This window comes from Salirhabdus euzebyi, assembly GCF_014207435.1.
Classification (GTDB): domain Bacteria; phylum Bacillota; class Bacilli; order Bacillales; family Alkalibacillaceae; genus Salirhabdus; species Salirhabdus euzebyi.
Genome location: NZ_JACHGH010000005.1, coordinates 77,686 through 95,512 on the forward strand (window position 1 = coordinate 77,686; position 17,827 = coordinate 95,512).

16 protein-coding genes are annotated in these 17,827 nt (G+C 37.3%); 5 read left to right on the forward strand and 11 right to left on the reverse strand.

Annotation, left to right across the window (positions count from 1 at the left end; translation table 11 throughout):
- Nucleotides 1–173: 173 nt before the first annotated feature.
- The 7 genes from HNQ94_RS09405 to HNQ94_RS09435 form a co-directional block, all read right to left on the reverse strand.
- Nucleotides 174–1,958: an acyl-CoA dehydrogenase FadE gene (locus tag HNQ94_RS09405; RefSeq protein WP_174496170.1), complete on the reverse strand. Its 1,785-nt coding sequence runs from the start codon at nucleotides 1,956–1,958 to the stop codon at nucleotides 174–176.
- A 15-nt stretch (nucleotides 1,959–1,973) separates the two neighbouring features.
- On the reverse strand, nucleotides 1,974–3,149 hold the full coding sequence (locus HNQ94_RS09410) for an acetyl-CoA C-acetyltransferase (RefSeq protein ID WP_174496169.1): 1,176 nt from the start codon (nucleotides 3,147–3,149) through the stop codon (nucleotides 1,974–1,976).
- 28 nt (nucleotides 3,150–3,177) lie between these two features.
- On the reverse strand, nucleotides 3,178–5,577 hold the full coding sequence (locus HNQ94_RS09415) for a 3-hydroxyacyl-CoA dehydrogenase/enoyl-CoA hydratase family protein (protein ID WP_174496168.1): 2,400 nt from the start codon (nucleotides 5,575–5,577) through the stop codon (nucleotides 3,178–3,180).
- Nucleotides 5,578–5,800: 223 nt separating this feature from the next.
- Nucleotides 5,801–6,562 (reverse strand): (2Fe-2S)-binding protein, encoded by a 762-nt coding sequence (locus tag HNQ94_RS09420; protein WP_174496167.1) that lies wholly within the window; start codon nucleotides 6,560–6,562, stop codon nucleotides 5,801–5,803.
- Entirely contained in the window at nucleotides 6,555–7,367 is an 813-nt protein-coding gene (locus HNQ94_RS09425; protein ID WP_174496166.1) for an ABC transporter ATP-binding protein, read from the reverse strand. Before HNQ94_RS09425 ends, HNQ94_RS09420 begins: the two co-directional genes overlap by 8 nt.
- Nucleotides 7,368–7,383: 16 nt before the next feature.
- Nucleotides 7,384–8,436 (reverse strand): FecCD family ABC transporter permease, encoded by a 1,053-nt coding sequence (locus tag HNQ94_RS09430; protein WP_174496165.1) that lies wholly within the window; start codon nucleotides 8,434–8,436, stop codon nucleotides 7,384–7,386.
- Nucleotides 8,433–9,431 (reverse strand): FecCD family ABC transporter permease, encoded by a 999-nt coding sequence (locus tag HNQ94_RS09435; RefSeq protein WP_174496164.1) that lies wholly within the window; start codon nucleotides 9,429–9,431, stop codon nucleotides 8,433–8,435. The genes HNQ94_RS09430 and HNQ94_RS09435 overlap by 4 nt, the downstream gene beginning before the upstream one ends.
- Before the next feature lie 273 nt (nucleotides 9,432–9,704).
- Here HNQ94_RS09435 and HNQ94_RS09440 point away from each other — a divergent pair, with 273 nt between their 5' ends.
- From HNQ94_RS09440 to HNQ94_RS09450, 3 genes are all read left to right on the forward strand, one after another.
- Nucleotides 9,705–10,643 (forward strand): ABC transporter substrate-binding protein, encoded by a 939-nt coding sequence (locus tag HNQ94_RS09440; RefSeq protein WP_174496163.1) that lies wholly within the window; start codon nucleotides 9,705–9,707, stop codon nucleotides 10,641–10,643.
- 659 nt (nucleotides 10,644–11,302) lie between these two features.
- A complete protein-coding gene (locus HNQ94_RS09445) occupies nucleotides 11,303–11,557 on the forward strand; it encodes a hypothetical protein (RefSeq protein ID WP_174496162.1) in 255 nt (84 codons plus the stop codon).
- A 72-nt stretch (nucleotides 11,558–11,629) separates the two neighbouring features.
- The gene (locus tag HNQ94_RS09450; RefSeq protein ID WP_174496213.1) at nucleotides 11,630–11,953 is read left to right on the forward strand and encodes a spore coat protein; all 324 of its coding nucleotides are present in this window, start codon (nucleotides 11,630–11,632) and stop codon (nucleotides 11,951–11,953) included.
- 152 nt (nucleotides 11,954–12,105) lie between these two features.
- Here HNQ94_RS09450 and copZ read toward each other — a convergent pair whose 3' ends face one another.
- The 4 genes from copZ to HNQ94_RS09475 form a co-directional block, all read right to left on the reverse strand.
- On the reverse strand, nucleotides 12,106–12,309 hold the full coding sequence (copZ, locus tag HNQ94_RS09455) for a copper chaperone CopZ (RefSeq protein WP_174496161.1): 204 nt from the start codon (nucleotides 12,307–12,309) through the stop codon (nucleotides 12,106–12,108).
- Nucleotides 12,310–12,334: 25 nt separating this feature from the next.
- Entirely contained in the window at nucleotides 12,335–14,719 is a 2,385-nt protein-coding gene (locus HNQ94_RS09460; protein ID WP_174496160.1) for a heavy metal translocating P-type ATPase, read from the reverse strand.
- A 14-nt stretch (nucleotides 14,720–14,733) separates the two neighbouring features.
- Complete coding sequence (locus HNQ94_RS09465) at nucleotides 14,734–15,048, reverse strand: metal-sensing transcriptional repressor (protein ID WP_174496159.1); 315 nt, start codon at nucleotides 15,046–15,048, stop codon at nucleotides 14,734–14,736.
- A 363-nt stretch (nucleotides 15,049–15,411) separates the two neighbouring features.
- Nucleotides 15,412–15,900: a PCYCGC motif-containing (lipo)protein gene (locus HNQ94_RS09475; protein WP_282960567.1), complete on the reverse strand. Its 489-nt coding sequence runs from the start codon at nucleotides 15,898–15,900 to the stop codon at nucleotides 15,412–15,414.
- 273 nt (nucleotides 15,901–16,173) lie between these two features.
- Between HNQ94_RS09475 and HNQ94_RS09480 the strand changes: the two genes are divergently transcribed.
- On the forward strand, nucleotides 16,174–16,929 hold the full coding sequence (locus HNQ94_RS09480) for a metal ABC transporter ATP-binding protein (RefSeq protein ID WP_246199984.1): 756 nt from the start codon (nucleotides 16,174–16,176) through the stop codon (nucleotides 16,927–16,929).
- Nucleotides 16,930–16,942: 13 nt separating this feature from the next.
- Entirely contained in the window at nucleotides 16,943–17,764 is an 822-nt protein-coding gene (locus tag HNQ94_RS09485; protein ID WP_174496156.1) for a metal ABC transporter permease, read from the forward strand.
- Nucleotides 17,765–17,827 lie beyond the last annotated feature (63 nt).

Below are 17,827 nucleotides of genomic sequence, written 5' to 3' on the forward strand. Positions count from 1 at the left end.
GGAAAGCGAGTATTTTTCCGCGGCGCCGGACTACCACTCATCTTGTACAGGAGGGGCTTCACACATATTGTTATGGAGCAGTTTAAGGAAAATAGCAACAATCTTGCGAAAAAATGTTTTTCAAAAGGAAACCCTTGCCAAAAAATTGACAAGGGTTTTGATCAAGCTTTTTGTTAAACTACATACTTTTCTTCTTCGATAATTGTTGCAGCAATTTCACGTTTCTTCGCAATAACATTGATAGGATCATGTCTAGTAAGCTTTCTAAGAGCTCCAAGCATCATGCGAAGAGTATCACCAGTTTCACTAGCGATTAAAGTTTCTTTTGCATCTGCTTCAATACGGTTGAATGCTTCTTGTACGTAAACTTGTGTATAAAGAAGCTTTTGCTTGTTTTTCTCTTCACCAGTTTTGTTGATTGCTTTTTCCGTACGAAGAATTGCTGATTCCATGTTATAGATTTCTGCAGCCATGTCAGCAATGTTAACTAGAATTTCTTGTTCTTTTTCTAGTTTCTGACCAAATTTTTGTGCCGCTAATCCTGCAGCTAACAAACCAATTTTCTTCGCATTTTTAAGCAAATATTTTTCTTGCTCTAAAGTTTCGTCACCAACTTGCTCTGGCATCATCATCATCAATTCTTCTTGAAGTGCCATTGCTTTTTGGAACAAAGGTAGTTCGCCCTTCATTGCTTTTTTAATTAATGTTCCTGGAACAATTAAACGGTTAATTTCATTCGTTCCCTCGAAAATACGGTTAATTCTAGAATCACGGTACGCACGCTCAACTTCATATTCTTGCATAAATCCATAACCACCGTGGATTTGAACCGCTTCGTCTACAACATAATCAAGCAATTCTGTTGCAGTATATTTGTTCATGGAGCACTCGATTGCATATTCCGCAATTCCGTTTGCCACTTCACTACCGTTATTTAACTCCTCTTGACTTAAACCACCAAGCCGTTGTTCAAATAGACCAACCGTACGATACACAGCACTTTCGTTTGCATATATATCTGTAGCCATTTTAGCCAATTTTTCTTGTGTTAGCGCAAAACCAGAAATTGGTGTTTTAAATTGCTTACGTTGGTTAGCATATTTAACAGCTACCTCAAGAGCACGCTTAGATCCACCTACACCACCAATTGCTAATTTATAACGTCCAACATTCAGGATATTAAAGGCAATTACGTGACCTCTACCGATTTCACCTAAAACGTTCTCAACAGGTACTTCTGCATCTTCTAAAATTAACGTTCTAGTAGAAGATGACTTAATACCCATTTTCTTTTCCTCTGGGCCCGTTGATACTCCTGGATATTCTCTTTCTACGATAAATGCAGTAAATTGCTCTCCGTCTATTTTTGCGTAAACAACGAATACGTCAGCGAAAGCGGAGTTAGTAATCCATTGCTTTTCCCCGTTAAGAATATAGTGAGTTCCTGCTTCATTTAACTTAGCAGTAGTTTTAGCTCCTAAAGCATCAGATCCAGAACCTGGCTCTGTTAATGCGTAAGCTGCTAATAACTCACCTGTAGCAAGCTTTGGCAAGTATTTTTTCTTTTGCTCTTCATTTCCGAAAAATACGATTGGAAGAGATCCAATCCCTACGTGTGCACCATGAGAGATAGAGAAGCCACCAGCGCGAGACATTTTTTCCGTAATTAATGATGAACTGATTTTATCTAATCCCAGTCCACCATACTCCTCAGGTACATCTGCTCCTAGCAAACCAAGCTCACCAGCTTGCTTTAATAACTCTACAGAAATATCAAATTCATGGTTTTCCAATTGTTCCAATTTAGGAACAACTTCTCCTTCAACATAATCTTCCGTAGTTTTAGCGATCATTAAATGCTCATCTGTAAAATCTTCGGGAGTAATAATATCCTCCGCAGTTAAATCTTCAACAAGAAAAGCTCCACCTTTAAACACTTTATCTTTTGTTTCACTCATTGAGTTTTCCCCCTTTTATAAAAGTTCGAATACGCCAGCAGCACCCATTCCGCCACCAATACACATTGTCACAACACCAAATTGCTCATTTCTACGCTTCATTTCGTGTATTAAAGAAAGTGTTAATTTCGTTCCAGTACACCCAAGAGGATGACCTAATGCGATAGCTCCACCGTTTACATTTACTTTATCCATATCCAAACCTAATTCTTGAATTACACGTAAGGATTGGGAAGCAAATGCTTCATTTAATTCAAATAAACCAATATCAGATAAGCTTAGTCCTGCAATTTCAAGTGCTTTTGGAACCGCTTTTATTGGACCTACACCCATAATTTCTGGTTCGACACCAGCTACTGCAAAGGAACGGAATCGAGCAAGTGGTTTTAACCCTTCCGACCTTGCTTTATCGTGATCCATGATTAAAACGCTTGCAGCACCATCACTCATTTGTGATGAATTACCTGCCGTTACAGATCCCGTTATAGAAAATGCTGGTCTTAATTTCCCTAATACATCAATTGTTGTTCCTGCTCTTACTCCTTCATCTTGTGAAAAAGTAAATGTTTTTTCTTTTACTTTATTGTCTGAACCAAGCTCACGTACGGTAACATCAACAGGAACGATTTCATCATTGAATTTTCCTTCCTGAAGTGCTTTTGCAGCTCGTTCATGACTAGCCACTGCAAAAGCGTCTTGATCAGCTCGCGAAATGCCAAAACGGTTAGCAACTTCTTCTGCTGTGTGACCCATTGACATATAGTAACCTGGAGCATTTTCTACCAATTGTAAGTTAGGCTTAATGACGTGCCCACCCATTGGAATCAAACTCATAGATTCTGCTCCACCTGCAATGATTGTGTCACTATGCCCAAGCATAATTCGCTCTGCTGCATAAGCAATACTTTGCAGACCTGATGAACAATAGCGGTTAATCGTAATACCAGGAGTATCAATTGGTAAACCAGCTAATCCGGCAATATTTCTTGCCATATTCATCCCTTGCTCTGCTTCTGGCATCGCACAACCGATTACGACGTCATCAATATTTCCGTTATATCCACCTGCACGTTTCAACGTTTCTTTAATTGTTAATGCAGCCAAATCATCAGGACGTGTATTTGCTAGAGATCCTTTTTTTGCTTTTCCGACAGGTGTTCTTGCACCTGAGACGATAACAGCTTCCTTCACGGTTCTTCCCCCTATTCGTTTTGGAATATTAATTACGAAGTGGCTTTCCTTTTACAAGCATGTGTTGCATTCTTGCTTGTGTTTTAGGTTCACCTATTAAACTCAAAAATGCTTCACGCTCAAGATCTAGTAAATATTGTTCATCTACTAGTGTTCCTTCTTTTAACTTTCCACCAGCCAGAACAAAAGCAAGCTTCTCAGCTATTTTCAAGTCATGCTCAGATGCGTACCCTCCAAGCACTAGTCCTTTTGCACCTAATAACATCGTTGCATATCCTGCTTCACCAACAACAGGTACTTTATTTCTCTTTGGAGCAGCATATCCTGCTTGTGATAAAGAAAGTACCTTTTGTTTCGCATCATAGATTAAGTGGTCCCCATTAACACTAATTGCATCATGGTTATTTAATAAACCATTTTCACGAGCTTCAGCCGCAGATGTGGAAACTTTAGCCATGGCAATCTTTTCAAAAGTATCAATGGCAACCTTTTGAATGTCTAAATCGATTCCAGCTGGTAGTCCTTGAAGTTGCTTAATGTAGTATTCTTTGTTACCACCGCCACCTGGGATAAGTCCAACTCCGAATTCAACAAGTCCCATGTAAGATTCTTGTGATGCTTGTATGGAACTAGCAGGAAGACAAATTTCCGTTCCTCCACCTAGTGTCATACCGAACGGAGCTGCTACTACCGGTTTTTCACTGTATTTTATTTTCATCATTGCTTGTTGGAATTGATTAACGATCATACCAATTTCCATAAAGTTGTAGTCTTGTGCTTCCATAAGCATCATTGCAAGATTAGCACCAACACAGAAGTTTTTCCCTTGGTTCCCGATGACAAGACCTCTATAATTTGAACCAACTTCTTCTATGGATTTGTTTATCATTTGAATGATATCTAATCCAATAGCATTATTTTGCGAATGGAATTCTAGTAAGGCAACATCGTCACCAATATCTATTAAACTACCACCTGAATTCTTAAAAATAACGCCATTTACTTCTTTATGAAGCTTCAAGTTTATTTCTTTTTTATTAACGACTTTTTCCTTGTATTCGCCTTTATCATAGTAATAAATTTTTCCGTTTTCTTTTTTATAGAAACTTTCAAATTCATTTCCTATCATTTCTTCAATCCATGCAGGTACTGCTAGGCCTTCTTCTTTCATACGTTCAACTGAATTAGTTAATCCGATTCCATCCCACATTTCAAATGGACCTAACTGCCAGCCGAATCCCCAGCGCATCGCTTCATCAATTGCAACAATATCATCAGCAATTTCGCCCACTAACTCAGCAGAATAAACGAGTGCTGACTTAGAAATGGACCAAATCAAATCACCAGCCCGGTCACCTTTCGCTGATACAAGCGCTTTCACTTTTCTGCCAGCACCTTTTTCCTGTTTAGCAAGTTCTGTAGCTGCTGTTTTTAGTTTCTTGCTTTCTTCATATTCAAGTGTTTCAGGGTTTAATTCATAAATAACGCTACCGTTTTCCCCTTTTTTCTTTAAGAAGAATCCTTGGCCAGATTTAGCGCCTAACCAGCCGTTTTCTAGCATTTTTTTCATGAATTCAGGAACTTCAAAAACTTCCTTTTCTTCACCCTCAACTTTGTCGTATACATTCTTTGCTACGTGAGCAAATGTATCTAGACCAACTACGTCTAAAGTACGGAAGGTTGCACTCTTCGGACGACCTATTAATGGACCCGTTACCGAATCAACCTCTCCCACACTGTAACCGCCTTTTAACATTTCACGCACCGTTACAAGCAATCCATACGTACCAATTCTGTTTGCTATAAAGTTAGGTGTGTCCTTCGCTTCCACTACACCTTTCCCTAATACATCTTCCCCAAATTGCTTAACAAAAGCTAGAACACTTGGATCTGTATGTTTTGTCGGAATAACTTCTAGTAACTTTAAATAGCGAGGTGGATTGAAAAAGTGAGTTCCTAAAAAGTGCTTTTTAAAATCATCGGAACGTCCCTCAACCATATCCTCTACAGAAATCCCTGAAGTGTTTGAGCTTACGATGGAACCTTCTTTGCGATATTTATCCACATTAGCAAATACCTTTTGTTTAATATCCAAATTTTCTACTACCACTTCAATGATCCAATCAACCTCTTGAAGTCGTTCCATATGATCATCCATATTTCCAACTTCAATTAAGTCCAAGCTTTTCTTACTTGTAATTGGTGATGGCTTTTGCTTAAGTAGTTTTTGTTTGCTTATAGCACTAATACGATTACGTACAACAGCATCCTCAAGAGTTAATCCTTTTTTTTGCTCGTCATCTGTTACATCACGAGGCACGATGTCAAGCATTAAAGTAGGAATACCAATGTTAGCCAAATGTGCAGCAATTCCAGCACCCATTACACCTGAACCCAATACTGCTGCGCGCTTGATTTTACGATCCATTCTAGTTCCCCCTATTCCTTGAATGAATACTCATTCATTTTATTACGAAAAAAATTTAGATAGTTTCCTATCCAAGTCTATAACCTTACTATAAAATATATTCTGACATTTCGCAATCTTTTTCCTAACTTTCATTTTAAAAAATTAACCGAAACAAAAAGGAACCCTACATCTCTTAGGATCCCTGCTTGCTTTAAATGTTAATGGTATTCCTAAACTATTATTATTTACAATTTCTTATTGCCTTCGGACAAGTGGAACAAAAACTCTTTTCCTCGTTTGCCTCATAATAAAAGCAACATGTTTTTCTAATTCTAATTTCTGCATTAGACGCATTCGTTTCACATTCATTCCCATAGAATTTCAGAAAAGGATTTACTGCTTCTCCGAAAATATTAGCTGGGATCTTCTGTAGTAGATATTGAAAATCATCCTGTATGTGTGTTTTCTCATTTTCCACATCGGTTTCTAACCTTTTTTCATATAACCAATAGATGTAAATAGCGACGTTTTCCCATAAGATAGGCTTTGGTACCTTACCAACACAGGATACAGCATCTAACAATTGTTTCACGTTTTCCACAATTTGAATAAAGTGCTTCTGTCTCGCTTCATCCCGATCTAACCCCATTAGTTCTTTAGTTATTGAGTCAGAAAGGAAAAGCTGTGGAAGCCATATATTATCTACATCTCTCGGTACTAAATAGTAGTTTTTAAAGGAAACATCCAACTGTTTGTTAAACATAGACATGGAATATAAAAATGGTATCGTTATAATAAAACCAAGTCGTTTCACAAATTGTGAAGATGCAGCTAATAACGATTCAGCACCCAAGCGATCCTTTAAATCTAATAAATATTGGTGTAAAAATTGGTGATTAAGGAATGACTCTAAAGGTATAACTTCTTGCCCATTTTTTTCAAATACTAGCCGAAAATTATCGTTTAAAATGTTCTTTTCCTCTGTTACTAGTCGACTAGTCATTTTTACGTTCCCCTTTAAGCTTTCTCCCTTTTCCATACGGAACACATAATGGTGTCCCAGAAAAAGGATCAAATGTTACTTTACAATGGAGACCAAAAACTTTCCATATTAATTCTTCTGTTATGATATTTTCTGGCTTTCCTTGTTCAAAAACCTTTTTATCTTTAATAGCAATAATATGGTCTGCATACCGACAAGCTAAATTCAAATCATGTAACACCATCACAATGGTTCTTTGTTCAAGTTGATTCAAATCATATAATAGATCCAATATTTCTATTTGGTGGGTCATGTCTAAAAAAGTAGTTGGTTCATCTAACAATAATATGTCAGTTTGTTGAGCAAGAGTCATGGCAATCCAAACGCGCTGCCGTTGTCCACCGGAAAGCGATTCTACCTTCCGTTCAGCTAAATCATAAACTCTAGTTGCGTGTAGTGCAGCATCAACCGCTCTCTCGTCTTCTTCCGTCCATTGTTTTATCCACGACTGATAAGGATATCTTCCTTGCTTTACTAATTGCAAAACCGTTAATCCTTCTGGTGCATGGGTCGATTGAGGTAAAATAGATAAGTTTTTAGCAACTTCGTTTGTAGGCATCTTCTCTATTTCCGTTTCATGTAAAAGGACAGAACCGCTTTTTGGTGGTAATAACCTTGCCATAGCCCGAAGTAAAGTTGATTTTCCACATCCATTGCTACCTATTAAAATTGTGATTTTCCCTTTTGGAATGGTTAAGCTTATGTCATCAATTATTGTGCTGTCATCATATCCCAAAGTTAGTGATTTTACTGATAGAGCATCCATCTTTCCCATCCCTTTCTTACATGTTTCTACTCTTATACATTAAGTAAATGAAATAAGGTGCACCTATTGCAGAGGTAAGAACCCCAGCTGGTAACTCTAAAGGAGCAAAAGCTACACGAGCAATTAAATCAGCTATTAATACAATAATTCCACCCATTAGAGCTGACACTGGTAAAAGTGCACCAAAGGAAGACCCTACTAACTTTCTCGCTATATGCGGGGCCATTAATCCAACAAAACCAATGCCACCTGCAAAAGCTACAGCTCCACCTGCTAGAGCAGTACTTAAGAACAGTAAGACAAAACGATCTTTTTGCACTTTCTGACCAGCATTAACTGCTAATTCTTCACCTAATTCTTGCATATTTAATCGTCTTGCATATACGAATGTAATAATTGTAAGGAGCAAAATCCACGGAACAATGATCGCAATTTCATTCCAATTTGTACCGTTTACACTTCCAGTAATCCAAATATTTGCTCTTGAAGCAGTAAACACTGGACCTAAAATCATCATCATTGTTGTAAATGCTTGCATAGCTGCTGCTAGCCCAATACCTATTAGAACTAGTCTAATAGGTGTGATACCACCCTTTTTCCAGGCAAGAGCATAAACGAGAAACCCCATACATACAGCACCAATGAAAGAAGCTAGCGGTAACCAATGTATACTAACTGTTAATGTATTACTACGATCACTAAATAACGCTAAAAAACCAACTGTCGTAAAAGCAGCTCCACCAGTGATACCAATAATGTCAGGTGATGCTAGCGGGTTACGGATAATCCCTTGTAGAATAGCACCGGATATAGCCAAAGCTGCGCCAGCAACAACAGCTAACAATATACGTGGCATTCGGAAGGAGAACACGACTAATTCTTCCATTGAACTGCCTGTACCAAAAATTACTTTTAATACATTCAACGGGGAAATGTTCATTTGCCCTATACCTAAACTAATTATCATTATGAGTAACATGAGAAAAAGAAAGCCAATTGTCACAACCAATGACTTTTTATCTAACAGTAAAGAGACTTTCCACATGCGAAAAGGTACATATTTTTTCATCGATCAAACCCCCTTCTTGCTATATAAATAAAGAAGGGTGCACCAATCAATGCAGTCATTACGCCTACTGGTACCTCTGCTGGCATAATAATATACCTTGCGCCTATATCGGCTAATAGCAGAAGAGTTGCGCCCAATAGACCACTATAAGGGATAACCCATTTATAATCGATCCCAACGAGCCATCTTGAGATATGGGGAATAATAATTCCAATAAAACCAATTGGCCCTGCAATGGCAACGGAACCACCAGCTAACAACACGACAATAATAGCCCCAAATATTTTTACGATAATTGTTTTTTGGCCCAAGCCCTTCGCTACATCTTCTCCCATTGATAAAATATTCATTTGTTTTCCAATAAATGTGGCAAAAATCCATCCAACTATTAAATAAGGAAGAACTGAAATTAATATTTGAAGATCTCTTCCTTGTACCGAACCAGCTAACCAAAACAATACTTGATCCAAAGCCCGTTCATTCATTGTCAGAATGCCTTGTGTAAAGGATGAAAATAAAGCTGCCATTGCTGCTCCAGCTAACGTTAATTTTACTGGTGTCATACCGTCGCGTCCCATTGACCCTAAAACGTATACAAGAACTGCCGCTAAAGCAGCACCGGCAAAAGCAAACCATGACAAAGTAGCAAGCGAAGAAATTCCTAACGTACTAATACCAAATACGACAAAAAAACTAGCTCCTGCATTCACCCCAAAAATACTTGGTGATGCAAGCGGATTATTTGTTAGCCCTTGCATAATTGTTCCTGCTATCGCTAAATTAGCACCGACAGCAGCAGCAATTAAGGCACGTGGTATTCTTACATCTTTAATGATGATATGCTCATTTGATCCATTAAAATTACTAAAAGCGTCTATTACCATTTGTGGAGTGATTTTTGTAAGTCCAAAAATAACGCTACTCCACATTAATAGGAGAACGAGTATGATCCCTATGAAAATCCCCACTAATTTCGTAACGTTACTTTTTAACATAGCTGATAACCTTCCCCTACTACTCTATATCTATATCTAATTAAAAAAAGCATTTTATTTCTTTATCACATAATATTTCTCCTAAAAGTCTAATGCAATTGATAATCATTGTCAATGAGCATAAAAGTGCTTACCTACTAACCTACTAGAAGTTACATGCCAATAAATAAAACGATAAAATGTATATTGACAATCTAACTGATAACGATTATCATCAAGTTGGTAATGAAAATCATTATCAATTAAAAATATCCTACATAGGAGGTAGCATACATGTTTAAGAAATTCGGTATTTCCATTACTTTGTTATTATTCGTTTTATTCTTAGGAGCTTGTGGTCAAACGGAAGATGAAACAACAGGTGAAGCAGGTTTTGAAGTAGAACATGCTATGGGTACATCAACTGTCCCAGAAAATCCAGAAAGAATTGTTGTTTTAACTAACCATGGTACAGAAGCACTTTTATCATTAGGTGTAAAACCAGTTGGTGCAGTTCAATCCTGGACAGGTGATCCTTGGTATGAGCATATTGCAAGTGAGATGGAGGGCGTAGAAGTAGTTGGTTTGGAAAGTGATATTAACTTAGAAGCTATTGCTGCTTTAGAGCCTGATTTAATTTTAGGAAACAAAATGAGACAAGAAGAGCATTATCAAGCATTAAGTGATATCGCTCCAACAGTTTTTGAAGAAACACTTCGTGGTGATTGGAAAGTTAACTATGAGCTAATAGCTGAAGCGGTTAATAAAGCTGAAAAAGGGCAAGAAGTTTTAGATACTTACAATGACCGAGTAGCAACATTAGCTGAAAACTTAGGTGATAAAATTAATACAGAAGTGTCCATGGTTCGTTTTATGCCAGACGATGTACGTATCTATCATAAAGATTCGTTCTCTGGTATTATCCTAAGCGAAATCGGTTTAAAACGTCCTGAAGCACAAGATGTTGATGATTTTGCTGCAAAAGGTGTGACGAAAGAAAGAATTAATGAAATGGATGGAGACGTTATTTTCTACTTCACATATGAAAATGAAAAAGGTGAAGGACAACAAGCAGAAGATCAATGGATTAACGATCCACTATGGAATAACTTAGAAGCGGTTAAAGCTGGTAAAGCTTATGAAGTTAGCGACACAATATGGAATACAGCTGGTGGCGTTATGGCTGCTAACTTAATGTTAACTGATTTAGAAAACAAATTACTTAGTGAATAAAGAATAACGAAAAGCTCCCTTATCAATTTTGCGATAAGGGAGCTTTTTTATTCTATCTAAAATGTGGTTACTTTTTTCCTTAAACTGCGAAGTAACTTTGTAATTTGGTCAGTGCTTATACGACCGCTTCGGCATAATACTTCGCTTTCCACGGGCACGGCCTCAGCCTCCTCGCGGAAAACCACCGCTCCGGGGTCTTCAGACACGTGCTATCCCGTAGGAGTCTGCGTATTCTGCCTACGCTAAGATTGATTTTCTGATTCAAGGATAGTGGTAAACCATATAGGCATGTTAGATTAATTCTTCTTTATCAATACGACTATATTATTAACTTTCCTTTTCCCAATTCATCCGTACATTAAAGATAAGCACATGCTTAGCGAAGGAAATACACGTAGACTCCTACGGGACAGCGAAGACGTTGAGACCCCACAGCGAGCGTTCTGTGCGAGTGAGGAGGCTCAGCGCGAGCCCGTGGAAAGCGTAGTGTATTTCCGTAGCGGCTGGAATTAAAGTTCAATGGTTACGTCGCATTTTCCATCAAATGAGATACAAGAATTTCTACGGAAAGAGCTGTTATCTAATAGAAGTCATAGGCATATTTACACCTCGATTAGACATCCTAAAAAAAGGAGAAATATTTTAAAGGAGGAAGCAGAATGCCACAACCAAATAATCAGAATCCACCACAACCATCCCCACCTAATATGATAAGTACAAAGGATCAATCATACTTAACGGATATGCTTTCATGGAACTTACTAGCAAGTAAAAAAGCTCACTTTTTTGCTCAACAGTGTCATGATCAAGAAGTAAAATCGGCTCTCGATCAAGCAGGACAAATGCACCAACAACATTATCAAAAACTTTTACAGTATCTAAGTCATAATCCAAGTCCACAGGTTAGTAATTAAGGAGGGATAAAGGTGACAAACGAACAACAATTACAACAAGATGCCCAAAGAAACATGGCAATTATGCAACAAATGGAGAGCAAAAAAGTATCCAATCCTGAAACAAAGGTGCCTAAGACCCCTGAAATGAATGAACGTGATTTTGTTAATGACATGCTAGCAACAGAGAAATATATGACAGATGCCTATAGTACCGCGATGAATGAAGTAAGTCATCAAACTCTATATGGTGATTTAGCGACTATTTTTAAGGAATCCCAAGATTGCCAACGTCAGCTTTTTAACTTAATGTTCGAAAAAGGTTGGTATTCACTTGAAGTAGCTGACCAGAAAAAAATGCAACAAGCCTATCAGCAATACTCCGGTTATTCTAACCAACTGCCATACTTGCAATAAATTACAATTAATACGCTTAATTTTAGAAAAACTTGGCTTGTCGTCAAGTCCTTATGGCGAAAGCCTTAGTTTTTCTTATACTTTAATCCTTTAACAAAGTTAAACTTTCTTAAAGTACAAAAAAGGTTGCCATGTCGGCAACCTTTTCGTATTTATGCTACATCATAACCTTGTTCTTCAACAGCTTCTTTCATTTCTGCTTCAGTTACTTTTCCTTCTTCATACTGGACATCTACTTTTCCAGTCGCAAGGTTTACGTCTACGTTTTGTACCCCATCAAGGTCTTTTAATGCTCCTTTAACAGAAGCTTCACAATGTCCACAAGTCATTCCACTCACATTTAAAGTTATAGTCATTTTAAAATCTTCCTCCTAAATAATGTTATATTTTCACTCTTTTAAGTCTTAAAGCATTCAACACAACACTCACAGAACTAAATGCCATTGCAGCTCCTGCTACCCATGGAGCTAATAATCCCAATGCAGCAATTGGGATTCCTGCAGAATTATAGGCAAGTGCCCAAAAAAGGTTTTGTCTAATATTTTTAATCGTCTTTTGGCTAAGCTTAATGGCTTTCGGTATGAGCAATAACTCTCCACCTAGTATCGTTACATCTGCAGCTTCAATCGCTACATCGGTCCCTGTTCCTATTGCAATACCTACATCGGCTATTGCTAAGGCAGGTGCATCATTGATCCCATCTCCTACCATTGCTACATATTTCCCTTCTTTTTGCAGGCGTTGAACGACAGAGGCTTTCTGCTCTGGCAACACTTCAGCTATTACTTGATCAATTCCAACTTGGTTGGCGATAGATTTAGCAGTACGCTCATTATCACCTGTTAACATAACTAATTCAATGCCTAACTTTTTCAAGTCGCTTAACGCTTTTTTGGCTGTTTCTTTTACTGTGTCAGCTACCGCAATTAAGCCCTTACTTTGCCCATTAACCGCAATGAGCATAGCTGTTTTTCCTTCTGTTTCAAGCTGCTCCATCCTTTGATCAAACACCTCATAAGAAACCCCGTTATTACTTAATAACTTCCTTGTTCCAATTAAAATATTTTCCCCTTCAATAGTAGCCTTTATCCCATGACCAGGAACTGCTTCAAAGGCTTCGGTTTGTTTTAACTCCACTCCATTTGTCTTAGCATATTTTACAATTGCATCTGCTAGAGGATGCTCAGAAGAATTTTCAGCAGTTGCCACATAGGCTAATAGATCAAGATCTCCTTCATAATCTGTTACTTCTGGTTGACCTTTTGTAATCGTTCCTGTTTTGTCAAAAACAATTGTATTAATTTTATGTGTACTTTCTAGATGCTCGCCACCTTTATATAAAATTCCATTTTCAGCACCTTTACCTGTTCCTACCATAATAGAAGTTGGAGTTGCTAATCCTAAAGCACAAGGACAAGCAATTACTAAAACGGCTATCGCTGCAGAAAGGGCCTGAGGTAAATCCCCGGGTGCTACAAGTGACATCCAAATAATAAAGGTGAGAACCGCAATTATCACAACTATAGGAACAAAATATCCTGAAATGACATCCGCCATCCTTTGAATTGGTGCCTTAGAGCCTTGAGCTTCTTCCACTACTTTCACAATACTGGAAAGGGCTGTATCTTTCCCAACCTTCGTTGCTTTCATATGAATTGTACCGTTCTTATTAATTGTTGCTCCAATTAGGGTATCCCCAACTACCTTCTCAATAGGAATGGATTCTCCCGTAATCATCGACTCATCGATAGAGGTAGTACCTTTTATTACTTCTCCATCCACAGGAATTTTTTCACCAGGTCGAACAAGTAAAATGTCATCAACTACTACTTCTTCTATTTTAACTTTTACTTCTTCATTTTCTCTAATGACTGTTGCTTCTTTTGCCTGTAAATCTAATAACTTGGAAATAGCAATTGTCGTTCTACCTTTAGCAACAGATTCGAAATATTTCCCTAATAGTACTAATGTGATTAAAATGGCACTTGTTTCAAAATAAAGATGAGGCATCATCCCTGGGTGAATAGTTACTTCAATTGCTTGAGCCAAGCTATAGAAATACGCTGCACTAGTACCAAGAGCAATTAACACATCCATATTTGCCGTCTTGTTTCGTAAATTTTTATATGCTCCTACATAAAATTGCCAACCAATAACAAATTGGACAGGAGTCGCTAATAAAAATTGAAACCATGGGTTCATCAGTAAAGGTGGAACGTAAAGATTAAATAAATGCTCTAACATCGTGTATAACAAAGGTAAGGAAAGGGCCGCAGATATGTAGAGCTTCATTCGTTTCTGCTTTAGCTCTTCCTCTTTATCCAATTCCTTCTCTTTTTGATCTGCTCGTTGCTTTGTGTCGTACCCTAGCTTTTGAATTCGATGAATAATGTCGTCAACTTGGACAGTACTTGCTTCATATTCAATTAAGGCTGTCTCATTAGCTAAATTTACTGTTGCCTTTTCAATCCCATCCATCTTATTTAAAACTTTCTCAATCCTCGTGGAACAGGCAGCACATGTCATACCAAATACATCAAGCTCGACTTTTTCCTTTTTCACACCATAACCAAGCTTATTAATTTTAGCTTGAATGACATCCATGTTTACTTGATTAGGATCATAAGAAATGGATGCTTTTTCAAGTGTCAAATTCACATTCGCATTTACGCCGTCCATCTTATTGAGGACTTTTTCAATTCTTGATGAACAGGCAGCACATGTCATGCCTGTTATACCTATTTGGACTTGCTTTTGTTCACTCATCGTTCATCTCTCCTTTACGACTTAGAGAACTGCTGAAAAACTTTCATCAATTCATCGATAGCCTCTTCTCCATTTCCCGATTTTACTGCAGAACTTACACAATGATGTGAGTGGGTCTCCAACAAACTAAACCCCACTTTTTTTAAAGCAGCATTAATGGCCGAAACTTGCACTAAAATATCTACGCAGTATCTATCCTCTTCGACCATTTTTTGAATACCTCTCACTTGTCCTTCTATTCGTTTTAGTCTATTTATTATTTGTTGTTTTTCATCATGTGATTTAGACTTTACTGGTTTTTTACCACTGTTTTCTGGTAATTTTTCCATTTTATCACTTCCTTCAAATAATACTATACCCCCCTATAGTATTTATGTCAATAAAAAGATTAAAAAGCTTTTCATCCACATCATTATCTTTCCCATTAGGAAAACTTGGCTTGCCAATTCCTTAAAAAAGTTAACTATCTTAAAGGTACAAAAGCGCAAGCGCCTTGCTCACCCCCGACAGGCATAAGACAAGACCTGCCGTGGAGGTTTTTGCCACAGAAGGGATTGACTTATGTCCCGAGGGGGTAGGTGCTGGAGCTAGACGTGGCTCCCCCGTGCAACTAACTTATCCACAAGTCCGAAATTTTATAATCTCCTAAGCAGTAAAAAAAGCAATTACCTCAATCGGTAATTGCTTTCAAGTTATTCAGGCATTGGAGTTGGTGTTGATTCAACACCAAGACTTGCATACTTTTGATCTATCGTGTCACGAATCGTTTTCAAATCCTTACCTTCTTCATTCATTTTCATAGCCTCACGGGCTATGTCTACACAAATGCCTCAGCCAAAGCCCATGGAATCTAAATAAACAATTTCATTATCTCTGCTATCAACAAAACAATCATGGTTACTTGTATGGCCATCTTCCCCGCAACCACAATAACACGGCATCATACTAAGTAGTTCTGGATGGTGTATCGCTATTTCATAAGCTTCCTTCACATCATGGTTTGCTTCATCTTGAAAAAAAGTAGCTACATCTGGAGGCCACTCATCTGTTTCTATATTATAGGAAAGAGCTGTTGAGGTATTTTTTTCTTGATGAGCATGTCCTGTCTCTGTTTTTGTTTCATTGGAACAAGCCGTTAAAGCGACAATTAAAATTCCTAACACAAGAAAATAGCGCTTCATTTAGTAAGTCTCCTCTTTCTATTAAAAATTATATGTACAAGCATAACACATAAATAAATAACATGATGTGGCAAAAATATGAATACTATTTTGTACATACAATTGTTAAATCGTAATCATTTCTATTTACAAATATATTTCATTCAGATAAAATAACCTTGTTTTAGGGTAAAATCAAATATTATTGTAATAATGATTAATAATGGAATTTTAATAGGTTATTTATTCTTCTATATAGATGATCGGTGAGATGGCAAAAAAGGGGGAAAAAACGTGGAAACACCAGTGTTACGCATTAATAGCTTAAATTATAAATATGATCAACAAAATGTATTAGAGAATATAGACATGGATATTAAACCAGGCGCATTTGCTGGATTAGTAGGTCCAAATGGATCAGGAAAGACCACTTTAATTAAACTAATTCTAGGTTTACACCGCATACAATCGGGAAATATTGAATTATTTGGTACGCCGATACAGAAATTCAAAGATTGGCACAAAATTAGCTTCGTTTCTCAAAAAGCTAACACGTTTAATAGAGGTTTCCCAGCTACTGTATTTGAGGTTGTAGCCATGGGGTTATTTGGAAAAATGGGCTACTTTCGATTTCTAAATAAGCAGCATAAGCAAAAAATTGAACAAGCTCTTGAAAGTGTTGGTATGTTGCCTTATAAAAATCGTAATATTGGGGATCTTTCAGGAGGTCAACAGCAACGTGTATTTATTGCTCGTTCACTAGTTAGCGATCCTGAATTTCTTATTTTAGATGAACCAACTGTTGGTGTTGATACAGAGAATGTCGATCGGTTTTATCACATGCTTTCTAGTCTAAATAAAGAACGTGGAATTACATTACTACTCGTTTCCCATGATATTGGCACGATTACTTCATATGTTACGGACTTGTTATGCTTAAATAAAACGCTCCACTACCACGGTGATCCGGGTGAGTTCCACCAAAAATCAGATAAAGAGCTATCAGAGTTTTATGGCCATTCCATGCACTCGATATCCCACAATCATTAACAGGAGGTAAGTTATGCTTGAAACATTTTTACAGTTTGAATTTCTACGTAATACGCTATTTACTGGCTTACTTGTAGGCTTAATAGCTCCTTTACTAGGCACTTTTATTGTAGTTAGACGCCTCTCGTTAATTGCTGATGGGTTAGCTCACGTAACTTTATCTGGAATTGCCTTTGGTTTGTTAGTTCAAAAAAAATTCTTTCTAGCTTTCTCTCCTTTTTACACAGGAATTGTTTTTTCTATAATTGGTGCAATTATCATTGAATATTTGCGTAGTGTTTATAAATCTTTTCAAGAAATCGCTATCCCTATTATTTTATCTGTAGGTGTTGGACTAAGTGTCATTTTTATTTCTTTGGCAGATGGCCTTAATACAGATATATTTGCCTATTTGTTCGGATCTGTTGCAGCAGTTAGTCGTAGTAATTTTTATCTTATATTGGTCATTTCCATCTTTATTGTATTGGCTGTTGTATTTTTCTATAAGGAGTTATTTGCATTATCCTTTGATGAAGAACATGCCAAAGTATCCGGAATCCATGCAAAACTTATCCATATGCTATTTATTATATTAACTGCTCTAGCTATCTCAGCATCCATTCGCATTGTCGGAGTATTATTAGTCTCTGCATTAATGACCTTGCCTGTCGCTGCGAGTATCCGTATAGCAAAGAGTTTTAAGCAGGCCATATTTATCAGTATCATCTTTGGAGAAATTTCTGTTTTAACTGGAATTATAAGTGGATACTACTTTGAAATACCCCCTGGGGGAACTATTGTCGTTTCATCTGCGCTAATTTTAGTTGTCACATTATTTTTAAAGAAAAATAAATAAAACAAAATGAGGGCTGATACAAAAGAAAAAATTCCTTTTGTATCAGCCTCTTTTATAGAATGC